Annotated in this window: 15 protein-coding genes; 5 read left to right on the forward strand and 10 right to left on the reverse strand. The window is 42.4% G+C overall.

Annotation, left to right across the window (positions count from 1 at the left end; genetic code table 11):
• Positions 1-56 precede the first annotated feature (56 nt).
• The gene (locus tag K2F45_RS12100; protein ID WP_248933700.1) at positions 57-1199 is read right to left on the reverse strand and encodes a DUF4932 domain-containing protein; all 1143 of its coding nucleotides are present in this window, start codon (positions 1197-1199) and stop codon (positions 57-59) included.
• A 271-nt stretch (positions 1200-1470) separates the two neighbouring features.
• Between K2F45_RS12100 and K2F45_RS12105 the strand changes: the two genes are divergently transcribed.
• From K2F45_RS12105 to K2F45_RS12125, 5 genes are all read left to right on the forward strand, one after another.
• Positions 1471-1995, forward strand: a complete 525-nt coding sequence (locus tag K2F45_RS12105) for an RNA polymerase sigma factor (RefSeq protein WP_075992419.1) — start codon at positions 1471-1473, stop codon at positions 1993-1995.
• A gap of 83 nt (positions 1996-2078) precedes the next feature.
• Positions 2079-3137: a FecR family protein gene (locus tag K2F45_RS12110; protein ID WP_248933701.1), complete on the forward strand. Its 1059-nt coding sequence runs from the start codon at positions 2079-2081 to the stop codon at positions 3135-3137.
• Positions 3138-3142: 5 nt separating this feature from the next.
• Complete coding sequence (locus tag K2F45_RS12115) at positions 3143-6181, forward strand: SusC/RagA family TonB-linked outer membrane protein (protein ID WP_248933702.1); 3039 nt, start codon at positions 3143-3145, stop codon at positions 6179-6181.
• Positions 6182-6275: 94 nt separating this feature from the next.
• Positions 6276-7925, forward strand: coding sequence for a RagB/SusD family nutrient uptake outer membrane protein (locus K2F45_RS12120; protein ID WP_088161403.1), 1650 nt, complete (start codon positions 6276-6278; stop codon positions 7923-7925).
• 9 nt (positions 7926-7934) lie between these two features.
• Positions 7935-8939 carry a metallophosphoesterase gene (locus K2F45_RS12125; protein WP_248933703.1) on the forward strand — a complete coding sequence of 335 codons (1005 nt, stop codon included), beginning with the start codon at positions 7935-7937 and terminating at the stop codon, positions 8937-8939.
• 497 nt (positions 8940-9436) lie between these two features.
• On the opposite strand, the gene K2F45_RS12130 is transcribed toward K2F45_RS12125, so the two are convergent.
• The 9 genes from K2F45_RS12130 to K2F45_RS12170 form a co-directional block, all read right to left on the reverse strand.
• Positions 9437-10000, reverse strand: coding sequence for a biliverdin-producing heme oxygenase (locus K2F45_RS12130; RefSeq protein WP_088161405.1), 564 nt, complete (start codon positions 9998-10000; stop codon positions 9437-9439).
• Positions 10001-10141: 141 nt separating this feature from the next.
• On the reverse strand, positions 10142-11389 hold the full coding sequence (locus tag K2F45_RS12135; RefSeq protein ID WP_248933704.1) for a S41 family peptidase: 1248 nt from the start codon (positions 11387-11389) through the stop codon (positions 10142-10144).
• A gap of 197 nt (positions 11390-11586) precedes the next feature.
• Complete coding sequence (locus K2F45_RS12140) at positions 11587-12729, reverse strand: cytochrome-c peroxidase (protein WP_248933705.1); 1143 nt, start codon at positions 12727-12729, stop codon at positions 11587-11589.
• Positions 12730-12737: 8 nt separating this feature from the next.
• Entirely contained in the window at positions 12738-13652 is a 915-nt protein-coding gene (locus K2F45_RS12145; RefSeq protein ID WP_248933706.1) for a DUF5018 domain-containing protein, read from the reverse strand.
• A 162-nt stretch (positions 13653-13814) separates the two neighbouring features.
• Positions 13815-14384 carry a hypothetical protein gene (locus K2F45_RS12150; protein ID WP_075992426.1) on the reverse strand — a complete coding sequence of 190 codons (570 nt, stop codon included), beginning with the start codon at positions 14382-14384 and terminating at the stop codon, positions 13815-13817.
• A gap of 67 nt (positions 14385-14451) precedes the next feature.
• The gene (locus K2F45_RS12155; protein WP_075992427.1) at positions 14452-15438 is read right to left on the reverse strand and encodes a hypothetical protein; all 987 of its coding nucleotides are present in this window, start codon (positions 15436-15438) and stop codon (positions 14452-14454) included.
• Positions 15439-15477: 39 nt separating this feature from the next.
• Complete coding sequence (locus K2F45_RS12160; RefSeq protein WP_248933707.1) at positions 15478-16218, reverse strand: HmuY family protein; 741 nt, start codon at positions 16216-16218, stop codon at positions 15478-15480.
• 273 nt (positions 16219-16491) lie between these two features.
• A complete protein-coding gene (locus tag K2F45_RS12165; RefSeq protein WP_248933708.1) occupies positions 16492-17115 on the reverse strand; it encodes a hypothetical protein in 624 nt (207 codons plus the stop codon).
• A 29-nt stretch (positions 17116-17144) separates the two neighbouring features.
• The gene (locus tag K2F45_RS12170; RefSeq protein ID WP_083663609.1) at positions 17145-17900 is read right to left on the reverse strand and encodes an HmuY family protein; all 756 of its coding nucleotides are present in this window, start codon (positions 17898-17900) and stop codon (positions 17145-17147) included.
• Between the last annotated feature and the right edge of the window lie 20 nt (positions 17901-17920).

Below are 17920 nucleotides of genomic sequence, written 5' to 3' on the forward strand. Positions count from 1 at the left end.
TTCTAGCGGCTTATTTCCTTCTCAGCCTTAATTTACTAAATATTATCGGGATGGCGCTAATTTTCTTTCTCACACCAGTCCAGCAGTGGCTTGTATAAGCTCTGAATATCTTTCGGGTTATTGTCTTTATACAGGCGGAACAATTCGGCGTTAAATTCATCTGCTTTGGGAAATCCTTTTTTATTGACCATCATATCGTTGACGTTTTCAACAATCTGGCCAAAAAGATCATGATCATTTCCAAACTTATCGTAACAATATAAGATGAAAAGCCCCCAGGTTAAATACTCATCAAATACTTTTACCGGACTTGGATAATGAACTGTACTTTTGTTTTCTCTATCGACCCATAAGTCCCTATTATTGAATATGGTATCAATCTGTTTTTTGTTTTTTTCGCTCAATGGACCTACGTAGTTGTGGTCTATCTCCGTAAAAATAATGCGTGTATTGAGTGCTTTTTTGAATTTGGGACTCCAGGATTCGTCTTCGCGGAGGGTGGGTAAAAAAAGCAAAATTTCTTTGAAACCTTTGTACTTGAAGGTGTGGGTCGCATTCATCCCGGCAATCAGGGGGGAAGTCAATACACGATAGCTATTGATTGTATAATCGAACTTCTTTTCTAACCATTCTTTTTGCTCGGCAATGGAAGCATACTCCTGATATGCTGTACGAAGGCTGTCGTAATAGCCTTGATGCTCTTTGTAGAATGTCCGGTATCCACTCTGTCTGGCGAATTCTTCCAGGTCGTTTTTGAAAGCGGGGATAGGATTTGATTTCACTTGATAGTTTCCAACTCCTCTTGCTGGAAAAATATAGATGTTTGTAGGTACTAATTGGTCGTTTTTGAACTTAAAGCCATATACATTGGCCGCTAAGAGGAAATAGTTGGTTAGATTCTCTCGCAGCTGCTGGTCAAATTTCTTTACGATAGGGAGATTGGAAAATGGGGTGAAATGCGCTTTGACCTCTTCAAAATACGCCGTATTCTGCTTGGTCATATTTGGATTTTCCTTACCAAAGTCAGTTATCGCAAAGATAATATAGATGAGTTCCTGTGCCTCATTAATTTCAACAGTTGTCTTACCGTCGTTTTGGGCAATATAGGCTTTGCTAAAATCGACGTCTTTTTCTTGGCAGATGGCCAGGTTAGCTAGTAATACAAAGCATATTAAAATAAAAAAGATATTCCTTTTCATCGTATCGTTATTTCATATAATTATTGATAAGACATGTTGCTGATAGCGTAACGTTTTACCGGTTATGGTCATGTCTGATTGGGGATTTCACTATGAAATGAAATATTCCCGACTGCAATTATAGGGAGTTTTCTGCTTGTTTTATAATAAAATTTGTACAATCAGAAATGAATTCTGCTAATTGAAGAGGTTATATATTCAATTTGTTTAATTTAATATTGATCTTAACTTAATACTGAGGAAACCTTGTGCTTTTATTTTTGACAGCGCAATGGAACACATTCAGCCTATCAAATCTTCCAATCAGAAAAGTTTCAATCTCGTATACGAAAAGTACCATCGACAGATTTACGGTTTTGTACTCAAGCGTACGCAATCGGATTATATTGCAGAGGAGGTAACGCAGCTGACCTTTATCAAACTCTGGAACCAAAGGGAGAAGCTCGACGAGCAGCTCAGTATTCTGTTGCAGCTTTTCGGTATGGCGCGGCAAGTCATGATCGATCTGCTGCGCAAGGAGGCTACACGTTTCAAATATGAAGGGCAGACAGCAGTGACACCTTTTACCGATAGTCTGATCCGGGCAATTGAAAATAAAGACCTTTTGCGTATGATGGAAAAAGATATCCAGAATATGCCGACGATGCGTCGGAAGGTCTTTGAACTGAGCCGTAAAGAAGGTCTTTCCCATAAAGAGATTGCCGCTCAGTTTTCAATTTCCACAAAAACCGTAGAACAGCATATCAGTAAAGCACTTCTTCAACTCAAACAACATCTCTATTCCATCATGCTATAAGTCCTTTATGTTAAGTATTGGCTCCATTTATTAAATAATTGTTAAGAACTAAGGGATCTCGTGCTGGCCTGCGTAATAGGAGTATGAAGCATGATAAAAAGCAGCATCAGATCAAAAAGAAGATCTGGAAAATGCCCTTCTTCGTGAACGAACTTTTCAAGGACGAAGATTGGGAGAAATTTGATAGCACAGCAATGGAGGAGCCTGTGCCTACTGAAACGATGAAAACGCTTATACAGACTGCCATTCAAAATCAGGAAAAAGCGCAGGATCAAAAGGCATTACATCGGTATCGGTTGGTAAAGCTACTGCGATACAGTGCCGCAGCTGCAGTTCTCTTTTTCTTTTCCTTCCATTTTGTTACCTGGTGGACAAAAGATTCAGTTGTACAGCCAGATGCTCAGCGGTCCGCTGCTAAACCAGTTATAGCGCATCAAGATACAGTCTGGACTTCAATAGAAAATAAAAATCCCTATAGTATAACGCTGGATCTACCCGATGGATCCCATGTGCGGTTGTTCGCACAAAGCCATATTCGCTATGTGAAAAATTTTGTTGCCAATGCCCGTGATATTGAACTTAACGGTAAAGCCCACTTTGATGTAGCATCGGATCCGAAACGCCCATTTTCGGTGTTTGCCAGCGGGACTAAAACAACGGCGCTTGGTACATCCTTTACCATTAATACCAAATTGAAGCGTCAGGCTGTGACTGTGGCATTACACACAGGTAAGGTGCTTGTATCCTCGCTTACAAACGGTTTCAAACAGATTTTTTTAGCTGACCCGGGCCAAAAGCTGACGGTTGATTCACGGGGTGCAACAAGAATTGAAGCCGTCAATAAAAAACAGCCATTGAACATGCCTGATCTGTCTGCCCCGGATTTATTAAATCTGAAAAATACACCGATGCCTGCTGTGCTAAAGGCGTTAGAAACAGCATTTAAAAAACAGATCCATTTGGGTGACAAGGGTATTGCCGCTATCCATTATACCGGTGAGATTGATGTACATCACGATTCATTGAAGGATATCTTGACAACAATCTGCCTGATCAATGAATTGCGCTTTGTCGCCAATGCGGATGGAAGTTATACACTATACAAACAGGAAAATACAATTACTGAACATCTAAATAACTAACAGATATGCTCAATAAGAAAAATCCACAAAAAAAGAACCTGCTTATTTTTGCGTTGCTTTCCGCTGGACTTACCCATGTACATGCGCAGCAGCAACAAGTAAAAGGGGCTGTACAAAATGAAAAGGGCGAGTTTCTCCCTGGAGTCAGTGTTAAGGCTATTCAGGTCAATGGAGGTCCCAGTGTGACCACCAGTACGAATAGCCAGGGGCTATTCCATTTTCAGAATTTAGTAGAACATGCAGGCTATCGATTTGTGTTTTCGGCGGTAGGATTTCAGTCCGATACGTTATCGGGTTATGTTATTGAAGCAAGAAAGCCTTTGTCGTTGAGTGTGAAGCTTCAGCATAATGCGGTTAAACTGGATGAGGTTGTCATTGGTTACGGCCGTGTATCCAGAAAGGACCTGACGAGTTCGATCAGCACCATCAAAGCGGAAGAAGCGAACGTCGGCGTATTTACTTCGCCAGCACAGATGCTGCAGGGGAAAGTTGCCGGCCTGACGATTTCAAGCAACAACAGTAATCCCAATGCTACGCCTTCTGTTAGTCTCCGGGGAGCGTCAACGTTACGTAGTGGAGAGGCGATGGAACCCTACTATGTGATCGATGGGGTTCCGGGTGCATCGCTAGCTTTGGTAGCGCCCGATGATATTGCTTCTATTGACGTGCTTCGCGATGCCTCAGCGACCGCAATTTATGGTTCAAAAGCGGCCAATGGCGTTATTATCGTTACAACGAAGCGTGGAAAATCAGGGCAGACCAATATCAATTACAACGGCTATCTGGCGATCGATAAAGTGGCTAAGCATTATGAGATGATGAATGCGGCGCAATACCGTTCTTATGTCAATGATAATGGATTTTCGATGGAACCAACGGACGACTTGGGGGCAGATACCGATTGGCAAAGAGCTGTGGAGCGGACAGGGATATCGAACAATCATAATATATCCATTCTTGGAGGAGCAGAAAAAACACAGTATAGCATCAGTCTCAATACCATCAAAAACAATGGGGTTATCAAAGGGACTGATATGGGGCGGCAGATTGCTCGAGCGTTTTTGCAGACCAAGGCGCTGAATGACCGGCTGACGGCTTCTTTCAATGTCAACGCAAGTATCACCAAGCAGAATGATGTGCTTGCTTTGGATCAGGGACTCAGCGTTTATGATGCGATGTATTATTACTTGCCTGTATCGCCGGTCCGAAATACCGATGGTTCCTGGTTTGAAAAAGCCGACCGTTCGCAATATGCCAATCCACTTTCCTTAATTGAAGAGAATACAAATTTTTCTAAAACTAAGGTGCTCCAGGCGCATGCAAAACTGGGCTATGAGATCTTGCCCGGGTTAACCTATAATATTGATCTTTCGCTGCAAAATAGGCAGTTTAACAATGCACAGTACTATTCCATGTTTTCGATGGCAGCACGTGGTCAGAATGGCAAATCTATCCGTGCCGCGGTAGAAGATGAACGGAAAGTGATGGAAATGAACCTGAGTTATGAAAAGACATTCGCCGGAAAACATAAGGTAGCTGCACTGGCAGGTTATTCATGGGAGGAGAACAACAATAACGATGGCTTTCAATTGACGACTTCCGATTATTACAGTGACGATTTGAGTTATTATAATCCGGGTATGGCCAATGTAGTTGATTTGTTGGGCTTTGGGAACTATTATCTTTCCACCTTGCGTATGATATCTGTTTATGGTCGTGTGAATTATGCCTATAACAACAAGTATCTCCTACAGGCGACGGTAAGACGCGACGGTTCCTCGGCTTTCGGAACCAACAATCGTTGGGCGACATTTCCTTCGGTGTCTGCAGCGTGGCGCCTTTCGGAGGAATCATTCATCCGTGAAACCGGAATTTTTGATGACTTAAAGCTGCGTGCGGGTTTCGGGGTGAGTGGCAACTCATTGGGCTTTGACGCATTTACAGCGCAGTCTGTACGTGGTGCCTCATCCAAGTTTTTCGATTATGTAAGTGCCGATGGTCAGGTAAGCCCATTACGTACTTTGATGGTGCTGCGCAATAGCAATCCGAACCTCAAATGGGAAACAACCAGTATGATTAATCTAGGCCTGGATTTCGGATTTCTAAAAAATCGCCTGACAGGGTCTTTGGAGGTCTATAAAAAGAAAACGAGTGACTTGATTTATGATTATCAGGTAAGCAAATCGAAATATATTTATCCAACGCTGACTGCCAATGTTGGTGAAATAGAGAATAAGGGGATTGAACTGAGTCTGAATGCAAATGCCATTGATAAAGAGGATTTCAAATGGAATACCGGATTGGTGCTGTCCCACAATACCAATAAGGTGGTGAGCATTGCCAACGAGCAGTTTACGCAGGATTATATCGAATTGTCGGATCTGGGTGGTGCTGGGCAGACCAATGTTTTTCAGCAGAGGCTGACACCGGGAGCACCTATAGGTCAGTTTTATACCTGGGAATGGGCAGGCTACAACGATGAAGGGGTGTCGGTATTCTATACCCGAGATGAGAAAACGGGCGAGCGTACAGGCGAAACAACCACAACACCACAGAAGAAAGATCAGGCTGTAACGGGAAGTCCACAGCCCAAGTTGACACTGGGTTGGAACAATAGCTTGTCGTATAAGAATTTTTCTTTAACCGGAATGTTCCAAGGTGCTTTTGGACAGAAAATTATGAACGCTACCCGAGCGCGCCATTCAAACGTTGTTGGTAATGCTGGGCAGAAAAACGTGCTTGCCAGCGTTGTAGAAACCGAGCGCATGACGGATATCAATGCACATTACCTATCGGATCGTTACCTGGAGAATGGAAGCTATCTGCGCTTGGCTTATGTTACGTTGGCCTATACGATACCGATGAAAAATATACCGATTAAAAACCTAAGAGTATATGCAACGATGAACAACGTATTTGTACTGACGAAATATAAAGGTATTGATCCCGAGGTGGGCTTGGGAGGCCTAACTCCGGGAATTGATAACCGCCAGACCTACCCACGGACGCGAACGTTTATGTTTGGCCTTAACTTTAATTTATAAGACAGACCTGTGGGATGGAAAAATTCTTATCGAAACAATCCTGTTGACATAAATGGAGCATGCCACATGGCCTATAGAACAAGAACTAATTTATATGAAACCAACACTATTAATTCGTTTATTAACCTTATCAGCATTGAGTTTTTCGCTGGGATCTTGTACCGATCTGGATGTTGATATAAAATCACAACTGACGGAATTTCCGGATTCGGAACGTGCGGCCGAGGCAATTCTTGCCGATGTATATGCCGCTTATCGAGGCGCAATGGGGCGCGATCATTGGATGGTCCAAACACTCTCGGCAGATGAAGCAGTGAGTGTTTCCATGGGGACAGACTGGTTTGATGGCGGTCGATACCGCGAATTCCATTTGCACAATTGGAACGCAGACAACGGCCTCTTACCAAGTATCTGGAACGATGCTTCCACTGGAATCACCTTAGCCAATAATGCCATTGCATTATTCGGGGAAGATAAAGAAAAGCTGACGGCACCTGCCCGCGCAATCCGTGCTTATTATTATTTTATACTGATGGATAATTTTGGCGCCGCACCGTTGATCACAGGGCCTGTTGATGCTGTCCCCGCACGTTCAAGCCGTGCTGAAATTTGCCGTTTTATTGAGGCCGAATTGCTTGCGGTGAAGGATTTGTTACCGACCACAGTTTCTGTAGCAACCTATGGAAAAGCAACGAAATATATGGCCGAAGCATTGCTGGCTAAGTTGTACCTCAACTGGGCTGTTTATACGGCTACGGACGTAGCCAATTACAATCCAAGTATACAAAATGAAAAATTAAATGATGTGGTTGCGATGTGCGACCAGATTATTTCCTCAGGACAGTTTAACCTGACGAGCCACAAGTTTATTGCCAAATTCCGCCCCGATAATGGTTATCAGGTAAAGGATTTTATATTTGCCATACCCTATGATCGTGAAAAACAGCAGGGTATGACTTATTCGCGCTTCTGGATACATCGAAGCGCCCAAAATCAGTTTGCAACATTGCCTCAAAGTGTTGGGGGGACTTTCCGTGTATTACCAAGCTATTTGGAGAAATTTAATCTGGAAGGCGACGAAAGAAATGCCTCATACATCGGCGGTAAGCAATATTATTGGTCAAATTATACAGAAGATAAGACTCGTCCTTTTCTGATCAGAACTTCCAAACGCGGCATAGATCAGGATTATAATGCTGCGGATGCAGATGCGCAGTTTGATTGGCAACTGGAGACCACTAAAGAAATTACTTTGCGTTCGGATGGTGCGGCCACGCTGAATGTAGGTAATGACCAAAAGGGACGCTCGATGGGGTACAGATCCATTAAGTTTTATATGGACGTAGCCGTTACATCAGCCAATCAGCGTAATCAGAGCAATGATGTACCTGTATTTCGCTATGCCGATATCCTGTTGATGAAAGCGGAGGCTATACTCCGTGGGGCTACCGCGACCAATGGTCAGACCGCACAATCTTTGGTTAATCAGATCCGAGCCTATGTCAATGCACCTGTACTCACGGCTGCCCCAAGTCTACAGGATCTGTTGGATGAGCGGGCACGTGAGTTTGCTGATGAGTCCTGGCGTAGAAATGACCTGATCCGTTACGGAAAATTTGAAGATAACTGGGGATTCCGATCGCTGTATCCTGCCGGCATGAGCGAGAAGTTCCGTCGTATTTTCCCTGTACCAACAACTGTATTAAACGTAAACACCCACTGGCAACAGAATCCTGGTTATTAAAATCTATTGATGAAACGCAGAACTTTTATGAAAAATTCCCTGGGCACGGCGATTACAGCCGGCCTGGGCGGAATTACGCTCAGTAGTTTCGGTCTGACAAAACCTACGCAACTTGAAAGCGAAGACATACAACAGCTTTTGAAACCCAAAGATGCCTATGATCTTCATTTTATGGCTGTAGGCGACTGGGGACGCAATGGTGCCGACCATCAGTTGGCTGTAGCGGGGCAGATGGGCCAATGGGCCGATCAGCATCCCAATGACTTTATCATTTCTACCGGTGATAATTTTTACCCTTCCGGAGTGGTCAGTGAACATGATCCCCTGTGGCATTATTCGTTTGAAAATATCTATACCGCATTTTCGCTGCAATGGGACTGGTATCCCATTTTGGGAAACCACGATTATAAATCAGATCCCGATGCACAGGTACGTTATAGTACGATCAGCAGACGTTGGAAGATGCCTGCGCGTTATTACAGCAAGACATTTGCACTTAAGGATGGAAAAAAAGTACTGATGGCTTTTATCGATACTAATCCGATGATTCCTGAATTTTACAGTAACAGCGAGTATGGGCCACATGTTGCGGGACAGCAACCTGAGAAACAGCTGGCCTGGCTAGATCAGCTACTGGAAAATTCGGATGCCCATTGGAAAATTGTCGTCGGTCATCATCCGCTGTATACGGCGGGGCCGCGGACGACGAATTACGATACCCTGGCGGTTCGAAAAGTCTTGGAGTCTATCTTTGAAAAGCGGGGAGTAGATATCTACCTTTCAGGACATGAACATTCGCTGCAGCACTTAAAAGTGGAAGGCAAGAAGTTTCATCAGTTTATCTCCGGGGCAGGATCAGAGGTAACGCCTGTAAAAACCGATCTGCCGTATAGTCGTTTTGCGAAAGATCAATACGGGTTTTTCTCTTTCTCGATCAGTAGCGAAGAAATAGCTTGTCAGGTTATCAGTCATGAGGGTATAGAGCTGTATCGGACAGTGCTTACAAAAGTATAAGGTCAGAGGGCAGGAGGTGTGGAGCAGATTCGTACCTGCTTCGTACCTTATTCGGATGCGATACAGATATTGTACAGCTGCTGAACAGCTATTGTACAGACCCTGAACAGGAATTACCTGGTCAGAATTTGGTCAATAATGATCAGCAGATTGTGGAGCTCCGAAGGTGGTCCGAACACAATACGAACACAACCCGAATACATTGGCGCTCGAGGTAAAAAAACAGACTACTCTGGGCTAAAAAAGCGGATTGGATTGAAAAAGGTCTCATTGAATAGAAGCATTCATCTAACATACTTTTTTGAGCGTTAGATGAATGCTTCATACGTTGTGTTAAATAGATATGCTGCAGGACTTCGCTGCGAAAAAGAATACAGCGAGCCATATGAGTCCTTTGGCCAGAAAGAAGAGAAATGCTCCAATTCCGGCACGCTTAAGCCATTTAGATTTGTTGTCTTTTTGCTCCATTTATGGGATTAAACACGAACACTCCAATTTTAGTTCGCACTGGCAATAGGAGTGAATACTTCGCCAAAGTTATAAAAAGTTTGGTTAGCAATCTCTACTGCGCGATCATAAGTGGCCGGATCTTCTGAATATTTGTTTAATACCGCTGTAAATCCAGCCCACATGTCACGACTATTTTCGCCATAACCTTCGAAGAAAGAAGTTCCTTTGGTAACGCCATATTTGTTGAGCATCTGCACGATATACGGACCACCCATGATTGAACCTTCTAGGACATATAATGATGCAAGTGCTTCCTGTACATTTGCTACAGCTGGTGCATTTGCTTCTGGCAGGTTATCTACGTTTCCACCCAAAGCTTCGATGTCGCTTTTGATGTAAGATGAGTTGCGGCGTTCGGCCAAATCTGGCAATACTTCTGCGGTAACAAAAGGAGCGATACTATCTTCTACGGCGCGGAAATAAGCATAAAAGCCTTTCAATACTTCTGCGTAATCTGCTTCTGAACGAATATTTTTCAATTGGCGCACGATCGTTCCTTCTACGTTTTGGTGAGCTGCGTGCGTTTGCTCTTTGATATGTTGACTTAACATGTTCTTATTTTTATTTATAACGATTCTATACAAAGATTCGTATTTATTTCCACAAATTTATGCTGTTTTCTGCTTTATCATCTATGAAAAATGGTTTTAATTTAAACATAAGTATGACAAAGTCCGGCTGCAATAAGTTTCTTACTTTAACCTAAAGTTTGTTTTAAGCAAGCGGTCTTCTAACGTTGTGACCGGAAAATAAGTCGTGGATGAAATTGCTGTGAGATTTTCATCTTTTGTAATGTCCTTTAGCGCTGTTGCAAGCCAGGCTTCCTTTGGATCCCCGGGATGGCGGGAGGTTTCTACCGGAGCTAAGGCCAGGTCGACGGGTATTCCATCAAAATAATCACACCAGCCATTGGCATTCCGGATGAGAAACGAGGCCAGGTATACATCGAAATCTCCAATGTGGACTGAAAAAAAACCTACGGGTTTGCCAAAAGTCTGCTGACCAATCAGGCGTATCGGAATATAAGGTTTGAAACTGCTGATCAGGAGTTCGCTTGCCGAAGCCGTGCGTTCAGATACAATGCATGAAAGCTGCTGTAGTGAATTGAAATGTCCCTTTTTGATAAAGTAATGCGTATTGGCTTTTTCACTATAATCTACATCGGCGAGGGTGGCAGGGCGTCCTTTGTATTGGACCACTTTGCCATTTGCATCCAGATAGGGTTGTTTAAGGAGTAGTTTTGCTTTGCCTTGCTGTACATTCGGATGAAATTGCTCGCTGAACATAACTTTTTTATCCAGTTTGGCTGGGCTAATGAGGTTGGCTAAATATTCTGCGGTCTCCACATAACCGCCACCGTTATGACGTAGATCGAGGATGAGATGAGTAACTTGCTTTTGAGCCAGTTCGGCTGCAAGCTGATCCAGTTCGGCCTTTACTGTCTGGAGCTGGGGAAAGGAGGGAATGTAAACATAAGCAATCCGTTTTTTTCCCGCAGACCAGTAGGACAGGTGTGTAGCATACCTGTAGGGTGTTTCTATGCTGGCTATGTGACCACTACTTTTCTTGTCGTTACGACGACGCTCCAAATATGAATATTTGGGTTTATTCGGGATGGTAGACAATTCGTAAGGTCTATCTTTCTTGTGCAAAGCGTATTGGCTGAGGGCAAAAAGTGCCCGCTCATAAGCCGTTTGCTCGGGGTCTATCTGTGCATATTTCGTCCGCGGATCAAAAGTGGTATATGAAGGGAGAGATTCCTGCCAGCGGTATAGCTGTTTGGCATACAGGTAGATTGAGTCGAGAGTCAATTCTTTTTTTGTTCCTGTTTTTGGACTAATAAATTCATCGGGCAAAGTTGTTGTTTTACTGCCGTTCTGACAAGCTGTTATAGCAGTTATTATAACTAATAGACCAACTGTTTGGCTGATTCGACTCATTATATAATGTGCATTTTGTTCCTTTTCCTTGTAGTTGATTCGCTACAAAATGGATAATTATCTGAAATTTAATACTTTTTTACTTTTTTATTTAATATAAAAGCCTAATTTTGTGCCAATTTATTTAATTTTTGATGCCTCCGCTACTGTGGAGCACTCAAAATGTCCCAAAGGTATCCCCTTTGGGATTTTTTATTTTAGGGCAATACAGGTCGCTCTGTTTTGCTTGGTACACTGGATAAACTCTCCAAAAAAGCCAAGATATTTTCCTGTTCTTTACTGCTCAATCGGACATTTTGAATATGCGGCGATAAGGTGCCATTGATCTGTTGTCCTGTCTTTTGAGGCATGCCCTGACTCAGCAGGTTGATCAGTTCACCTAAGCTCGAAATACTACCATTGTGCAGGTAGGGTGCAGTATGGATCACATTGCGCAGACCCGGCGTGCGAAATTTACCTTTGTCTGTTTCCAGTCCTGTTGTCTCAAAGCGACCATTGTCCAAGGCACCTTTGCTGGTAACAGCATAGCCCAGGTTATGAAAATCGAGATCGGTAAAGAAGGCACCATTATGGCAGTTGATGCATTTCCCTTTTGTGCGAAACAGATGGAGGCCTTCGAGCTGTGCATCGTTTAATGCCTGGTAATCTCCTTGGATAAAACGGTCAAAGGTGGTTTCACCACTGCTAATTGATCTTGAATACGCTGCTATGGCATCCAGCAATCCTTCGACGCTCATCGTCTGGCTCGAGTAAGCCGCCTCATATAAACGAAGATAGCCTGGTATAGCTTGCAGCTTAGCGGGTAAAGCAGTCGTATTTCCGCCCATTTCGATGGGGGAGTTGATGGCTTCGGCAATCTGCTCTCGATAAGTCGTTGCGCGGCCGTCGTGGAAGAGTTTGCCTTCCAGGTACCAGACATTTTCCATGGAAGGTGTATTGCGGTGATGCAGTGCGATACCATCTGCCGTTGTTTTTTGGTCGATCCAGTAGGTGTCCGGATTATGACATGAAGCGCAAGTCTTCATGCCATTACCGGTGCGGGGGTCGAAAAATAAGGCTTTTCCAAGTGCTACAAGCTCGGCCTTATCTTTCGATGGGTTTTCAGGTAAAGCGGCCAGTTCACGTACCTTGATATTGTTGTACCAAGTGGCAGCCGGCCATTGCGTTACCGATTTACTATATTGTTGACGTAAGGTTTCTTCAGGCAAAGTAGGAGCTGTAGGCTCTTCTGGGACAGAAGCGCTCTTGCTGCAACTGCATACTGCTAGTGCCGCGAAACATGCTGTGATTAAAGGTTTTGTACGATAGCGAAAATATGCGGTCAAAAATATCTTAGGCAAGGTGTTAATTAATTTAAAGAGATGTTAAAATCACCTTCTGATAATAAGTTTCCGTTTTTATCCATCATCTTCAAGGATTTAATTGCGTTTCCCTGTACAGATACGGGAATGGATAGCTTTATCGTCATCGTTGCAACATCAAAGACTACATTGTTGATAGTATATTCGTTATTGAGGTTATCAATCGCTATAAAATGGTCAAAATCTGCCTTGAAATAAAGTTCATAAGTCTCTTTACTGTTTATGTTCAGCACCAGGTCGCCGCCCTTTTTGCCAGTATAATCCTGCCATTTTATGACATTGTATAATGTTGGTAAGAATACCTCAAAAGCATCGGTGAGTTTCGTGTAACGTCCGGAGATCAGTTTGATGTGGTATTTGCCTGGTTTGAGATCTTCTGGAGTATTAAATTGTGCAATAAAAGATGTTGGAGGTTGAGAAAAAGAAAGTAAGGTCTCTTTTCCATCCTTATCGACCAGATAGCCCTTGGTTTGCGCCTCGTCTGGCAAAATATTTTCTCCTCGTACTACCAAATCCTCATTTTTTGGGTAACTAAGGTAATATTTGCCTTCAAGCAGATTCATTTCTGCCTGTACCAGCGGCTGGTTGTACTGGAATACCAATGTATAATTTTTGCTGGAACCATCTTGTGCCCGCACAGTATAGGTAATTGGTTTGTCGGATTGTAACTGTATTGCTGTCCCAGATGCAGGAGTAATTGTCGCTAATTCCGAAATTTTAATAGTGGGCGTAATGCTTTCGGGCTGCTCCACCAAGGGTGGCCAATATAAGATAATCTGGTCATTCACAATACTGGCTGACAAGGTTTTGCCATCAGCATCCTGAATGCTAAAGGATTCGATGTCGTTGTAGGGTAGGCTGGGGTATTCGGTTTTACAGGACCAGCATGTTAATGCTAGCATAAAAATAGCTAGGAATTGAATGATATGTATTTGTTTTTTCAAAAATGAGTGTTGCATAATTTTTTTTGGTTAAAAAATCGTTATGCGGATGATGATTAGGTTATAAAGATCCGCAACCCATCCACCAGGTTGCGGAATCTTTCATTCATTAAATAGGAAGGACTATAATGCCTTAACTTCGATATTGGTATCTGCTTTTACTTGTAATTGACCTGCCACTACTTGTTGGCCAACATTTGTAAAATTAATTAACTTAACAGCATACGAAGCTCCGGAAGAATTTCCGACCAACACTGTCAAAGGTTGGATTGCTTGGTTTGCATGGCTATCTAAATCATATTCATACCATTCGCCACTACCCTGTGATGATACTGGAGTCGCTGTTGCCCAATCTGATGCTGTAACGGAAGCGATGTCTTTTGCTACCGTTCTGATCGAATAAGATCCATTAGCCTTGATCGAACCATTTACATGGCTAAAGAATGCAACTTGGCCAGAGCTACTTAAGCTTTGTGCACCTGTAGCAAGGTCGACATATACTGCAGGCCAAGTTGCTGCAGCTGCTGGGCTCCACCATTGACCTACAACAGTGTAGTTACTATTTGCCTTAGCTTGGTTCAGCGCTAAAGGAGCTGTTGCTGATTCTGTTGTTGGGGCTGCTGCCCATACTGCTGCCGATAGCACAGTCACGGCCATCGCTGATTTTAAGATAGTTTTGATGTTTGAGTTCATGTTGAGATCTCCTCTTGTTTTAATTTATTTAATTTTGATGCCACCATGGCATACTGTGGATGCTTGTTTATGATTCCGTTATTGTACTTGGAGACAACTGTGTCTTTACAACATCGGCCCAGTCTTTAAATTGGAATTTGATCTGTAAGTTATCAAAGGTTCCGATTGGAAGATTTGTTGGTAAGGAAACCGTCATTTCGGTACGGTTATAAGATTTAATGGTCAATGGATAATCCTTTCCATTGAGTGTCATAATAACAGCTGTCGGATCTAAAATCACTTTATCTAAGTTGGCTTTAATGGTCCAGTCTTTATTTTTTGCCAAATTTAGACCCGATAAGCTAACAATTACATCCGGTTGACGATATGTAATTTTGAGCGGATTGGCTAATGTAATGGTATGGTTGATGTTGGTCACCTCTACATCATAAGTGCCTGCTTTAATATCGGATGGAATGCGGTTTTCCCGTTCGGTACCCGTATAGCTTAATTGGTATCCAATCACCGAAACTTTCAAGCTATTGGGCGTAGCCATCTTAAATCGCTCCTTGGTTTCTTGATTAATCAATGCAATACTCACCAATGAAGGATTGGTATGCATAAAGGTTCCATTAATGGCTGGAAAAGCACCTCCAGGGCCTTTTGTAAGCGAAATAGAAGATGTCGATGCAAAAGTCGCTTCAAAAGATGGTGTACTTTGTAATTCAATCTTTAAGCTATAGGTTCTTGTGGTACCTGTAGCGGACTTTACAGTATACGTCTGGTTCTTTTCATCTGTTTTAACAGGCAAAATTTCTTCGGCTATACTGGCTCCATTGGAGAGTTTAATGTTCGGATCTATCACCAATAGACCGTAGTAGTAGGGGACATAAACCGTAATGGTATTGGCCTCATTGTCGATGGCTCCATAAATAACTTCGTCATTTGGAAGATTGGTGACTTTGTATTCCAGTATTTTATCTGCTGGAAGTAAGGCTAGTTCTTCCGTTTTGGTGCAGCGGGTTAGCAGCAATCCTACAAAAAGGAAGCTTAAAATGCTGTATATTCTTTTCATGTTAGTTTAGTGTCTAATAAGTAAGCTATGCTTATTTTTTTAGTTAGTGATTGTAAATTTGGTACTGCCAGCTTTGGCAAGTACATATTGGAAAGAAAAGTAGGGTGTTGGTGAATCTTTAAACCAATCTTTTGGATCCAAGAGGTCTTTATAGATACTTTGTATCTTGATCTTGGCATAATTCCCCTGGGCTGTACGGACGATCAATGTATTGTTTTCGATAGGATAGCAAACGTGTTTTTTGTTTTCGGCTCCACCACCTTTGATTACGCCATCAAAATCATATAAATACCAACCTAGACCTTCACCAAATGCTCCTGAATCATCTGTACCATATGCTTTTTCACCTTTGCGAAACTCGGCGTCTGAAGGGATATCGATTACATCTTCAAATTTTTTCTTCACAATGAGTATACCGCCTTTCCCTGGGCCACCTTTACCAAATCCATTTGCTGTATTGTTGCAATTGATAAAACTGCGGTATATTTCTGAGCAAGAGATGTCCCATCGTGCGGTTAGTTTATAATCCGGTGTCACAGCTTTGTTCTGTTCCAGGCTGTAATATATTGGTGATTGCGCCGTGGTTGGTGCACTCCCAGCAGGTAAGTCTTCGCCAAAGTTCTTAACCGTAATCAAGCGGTTAAACATAGCTTCTGGTGCAACAGGATCTGGTTCAGGCTCTACTACTGTCGGCTCGCTTTTGCTACAAGACCCCAACACAATTAAAAATGCCAATACCGGTATGAATTTTAATAGGTTGCTGCGTTTCTTTATTTTCATTGTTACTAGTTTTTTGTGTTAGTCGATACTTTGTCCCTTTTCTATACATGTAGTAGGGTTGCTAGTATGTTATTTTTATTTAAATTGATTCTAAATAATAGTAAAGATAAAATCTTTTGCTGATAAAGTGTGTATGAAAATTGGTATTTAATATATTTTTTTCGGTTTTTGATTTTTGGTTAACAAAAGCAGCTGGAATTTTAACCAGGTGATTTGCTAGTATGTTTCTTTAGGCCTTCTCAATAGACCTTCTCAAACTTATATTTCAGTTTACTACTGTTTAACAAACTTTTTAAAATTGATGTTATAGGTTGCATTTCCATTAGCTGCAGTAATGCCGCCTGCTTGAATTACATAAAGCTCATCTGCTTCGTTATTCAATTTCTCACCTTTGTACATTACGATGTACCGATTGGCAGTAGGGTAGACAGCATGATTGTTTGCAAAATCATAGATAATCCATGTTGGGCCTGTCACTGGTGCTCCGGCACTTGACGCATCAATGCCGAGTTTGTCAGTCAACGTGATGTTGGCTGCTAATACCGATGTTAGTGTCAGCTTTTCAATACTCGTGTTTGCCTGATCAAAATAGCCCATTTTATAATTATCTGATGAAGTGTTTTGTAAAGTTGAACCATACATCCCCGAAAGATTGATCATACTCTTAGTTTCTTCCTGAACAGTATTTGTTTTAAAATCATAAAAAGTCTTTACGCCAGAAGGAACTGCGATTGTTGCAGTTGATGAAACAGCTGTCTCATCACTAAGTTTTGGGTCCTCAGGCCTTTCTTCTGGTTGCTCCGTTGGCTCCTCTACCACTGCCTCGTCCTTGCTACAAGAAGTAAAACCTAAACTCAATGCACATAGTAGTGCTGCTGTTGTAAATAATCTATTCATCTTTAATTTAATTGTGTAATTTTTCCTTATTATAATGTGTTTGTATTTAAATCTTTGCTGCCATCCTGCTGTACATAATATCTAAATGTATAGTATGGGGCAGGCCAATTGAGGTTGGTTACCGCCGCTGGGTTTCCCTTATAGGCATTGATCAGCTGTAATTTGGCATATTTGCCATCAGGTAAGCGAATCGCATAGGTACGATTGGGGAGCGCCTGCATAATATGGGTGCTCAAACTATAACGAAACCAGCCATCCGAACCATCTGTTGCTGCCCAGCCAATTTTGTTTACTTCACTTTTATTAAACTCTTCATCCGAAGGGGCTACAGTGACACTCTGATAGGCTTGTCGCAGTAAAACCACAGCGGTATTATTTGCCTGGCCGCCATATCCCGGATTGTATTCATGCTGGGAATTATTCACATAGATCTCCGAATTGTAAGGACCTGTAAAGGCAATATCCCAATCTTTTGTTTTAAGCCACTGCGCAGAATCGGCTTTGGTTTTAACCCATATTTGCTTTTGGTCTTTAAAACGAAAAAGAAATATAAAAAATGGTCTTTGCTCTTTTCCTTCAGTACCTTCACCCATGGCTGCATCGGTATCGCCAGCAAGATCTTTGATCAAGGTACTTTTGCCATCTTCTAATCCGATCGTATAGTCTTTGTCTTTCCCACAGGATACCACTGTCAATAGCAATAGTGCTGAAAAAATACAACGGCCAATCTTGTGAAAGGAAAGCCAGATGCTACATTCTCCAATAATCATGCGAATCGTTCTCATCTTTTATCTTGTACTTTGTG

The organism is Sphingobacterium siyangense (assembly GCF_023277505.1).
GTDB lineage: Bacteria > Bacteroidota > Bacteroidia > Sphingobacteriales > Sphingobacteriaceae > Sphingobacterium > Sphingobacterium siyangense.

Bases quoted from the DNA above. Each gene is read 5' to 3' on its own strand.
- K2F45_RS12160 (WP_248933707.1), bottom strand. From the start codon at position 16,218: ATGAAAATAAAGAAACGCAGCAACCTATTAAAATTCATACCGGTATTG.
- K2F45_RS12125 (WP_248933703.1), top strand. From the start codon at position 7,935: ATGAAACGCAGAACTTTTATGAAAAATTCCCTGGGCACGGCGATTACA.
- K2F45_RS12145 (WP_248933706.1), bottom strand. From the start codon at position 13,652: ATGCTAGCATTAACATGCTGGTCCTGTAAAACCGAATACCCCAGCCTA.
- K2F45_RS12130 (WP_088161405.1), bottom strand. From the start codon at position 10,000: ATGTTAAGTCAACATATCAAAGAGCAAACGCACGCAGCTCACCAAAAC.
- K2F45_RS12115 (WP_248933702.1), top strand. From the start codon at position 3,143: ATGCTCAATAAGAAAAATCCACAAAAAAAGAACCTGCTTATTTTTGCG.
- K2F45_RS12155 (WP_075992427.1), bottom strand. From the start codon at position 15,438: ATGAAAAGAATATACAGCATTTTAAGCTTCCTTTTTGTAGGATTGCTG.
- K2F45_RS12100 (WP_248933700.1), bottom strand. From the start codon at position 1,199: ATGAAAAGGAATATCTTTTTTATTTTAATATGCTTTGTATTACTAGCT.
- K2F45_RS12110 (WP_248933701.1), top strand. From the start codon at position 2,079: ATGAAGCATGATAAAAAGCAGCATCAGATCAAAAAGAAGATCTGGAAA.
- K2F45_RS12150 (WP_075992426.1), bottom strand. From the start codon at position 14,384: ATGAACTCAAACATCAAAACTATCTTAAAATCAGCGATGGCCGTGACT.
- K2F45_RS12170 (WP_083663609.1), bottom strand. From the start codon at position 17,900: ATGAGAACGATTCGCATGATTATTGGAGAATGTAGCATCTGGCTTTCC.
- K2F45_RS12165 (WP_248933708.1), bottom strand. From the start codon at position 17,115: ATGAATAGATTATTTACAACAGCAGCACTACTATGTGCATTGAGTTTA.
- K2F45_RS12105 (WP_075992419.1), top strand. From the start codon at position 1,471: ATGGAACACATTCAGCCTATCAAATCTTCCAATCAGAAAAGTTTCAAT.
- K2F45_RS12120 (WP_088161403.1), top strand. From the start codon at position 6,276: ATGAAACCAACACTATTAATTCGTTTATTAACCTTATCAGCATTGAGT.
- K2F45_RS12135 (WP_248933704.1), bottom strand. From the start codon at position 11,389: ATGAGTCGAATCAGCCAAACAGTTGGTCTATTAGTTATAATAACTGCT.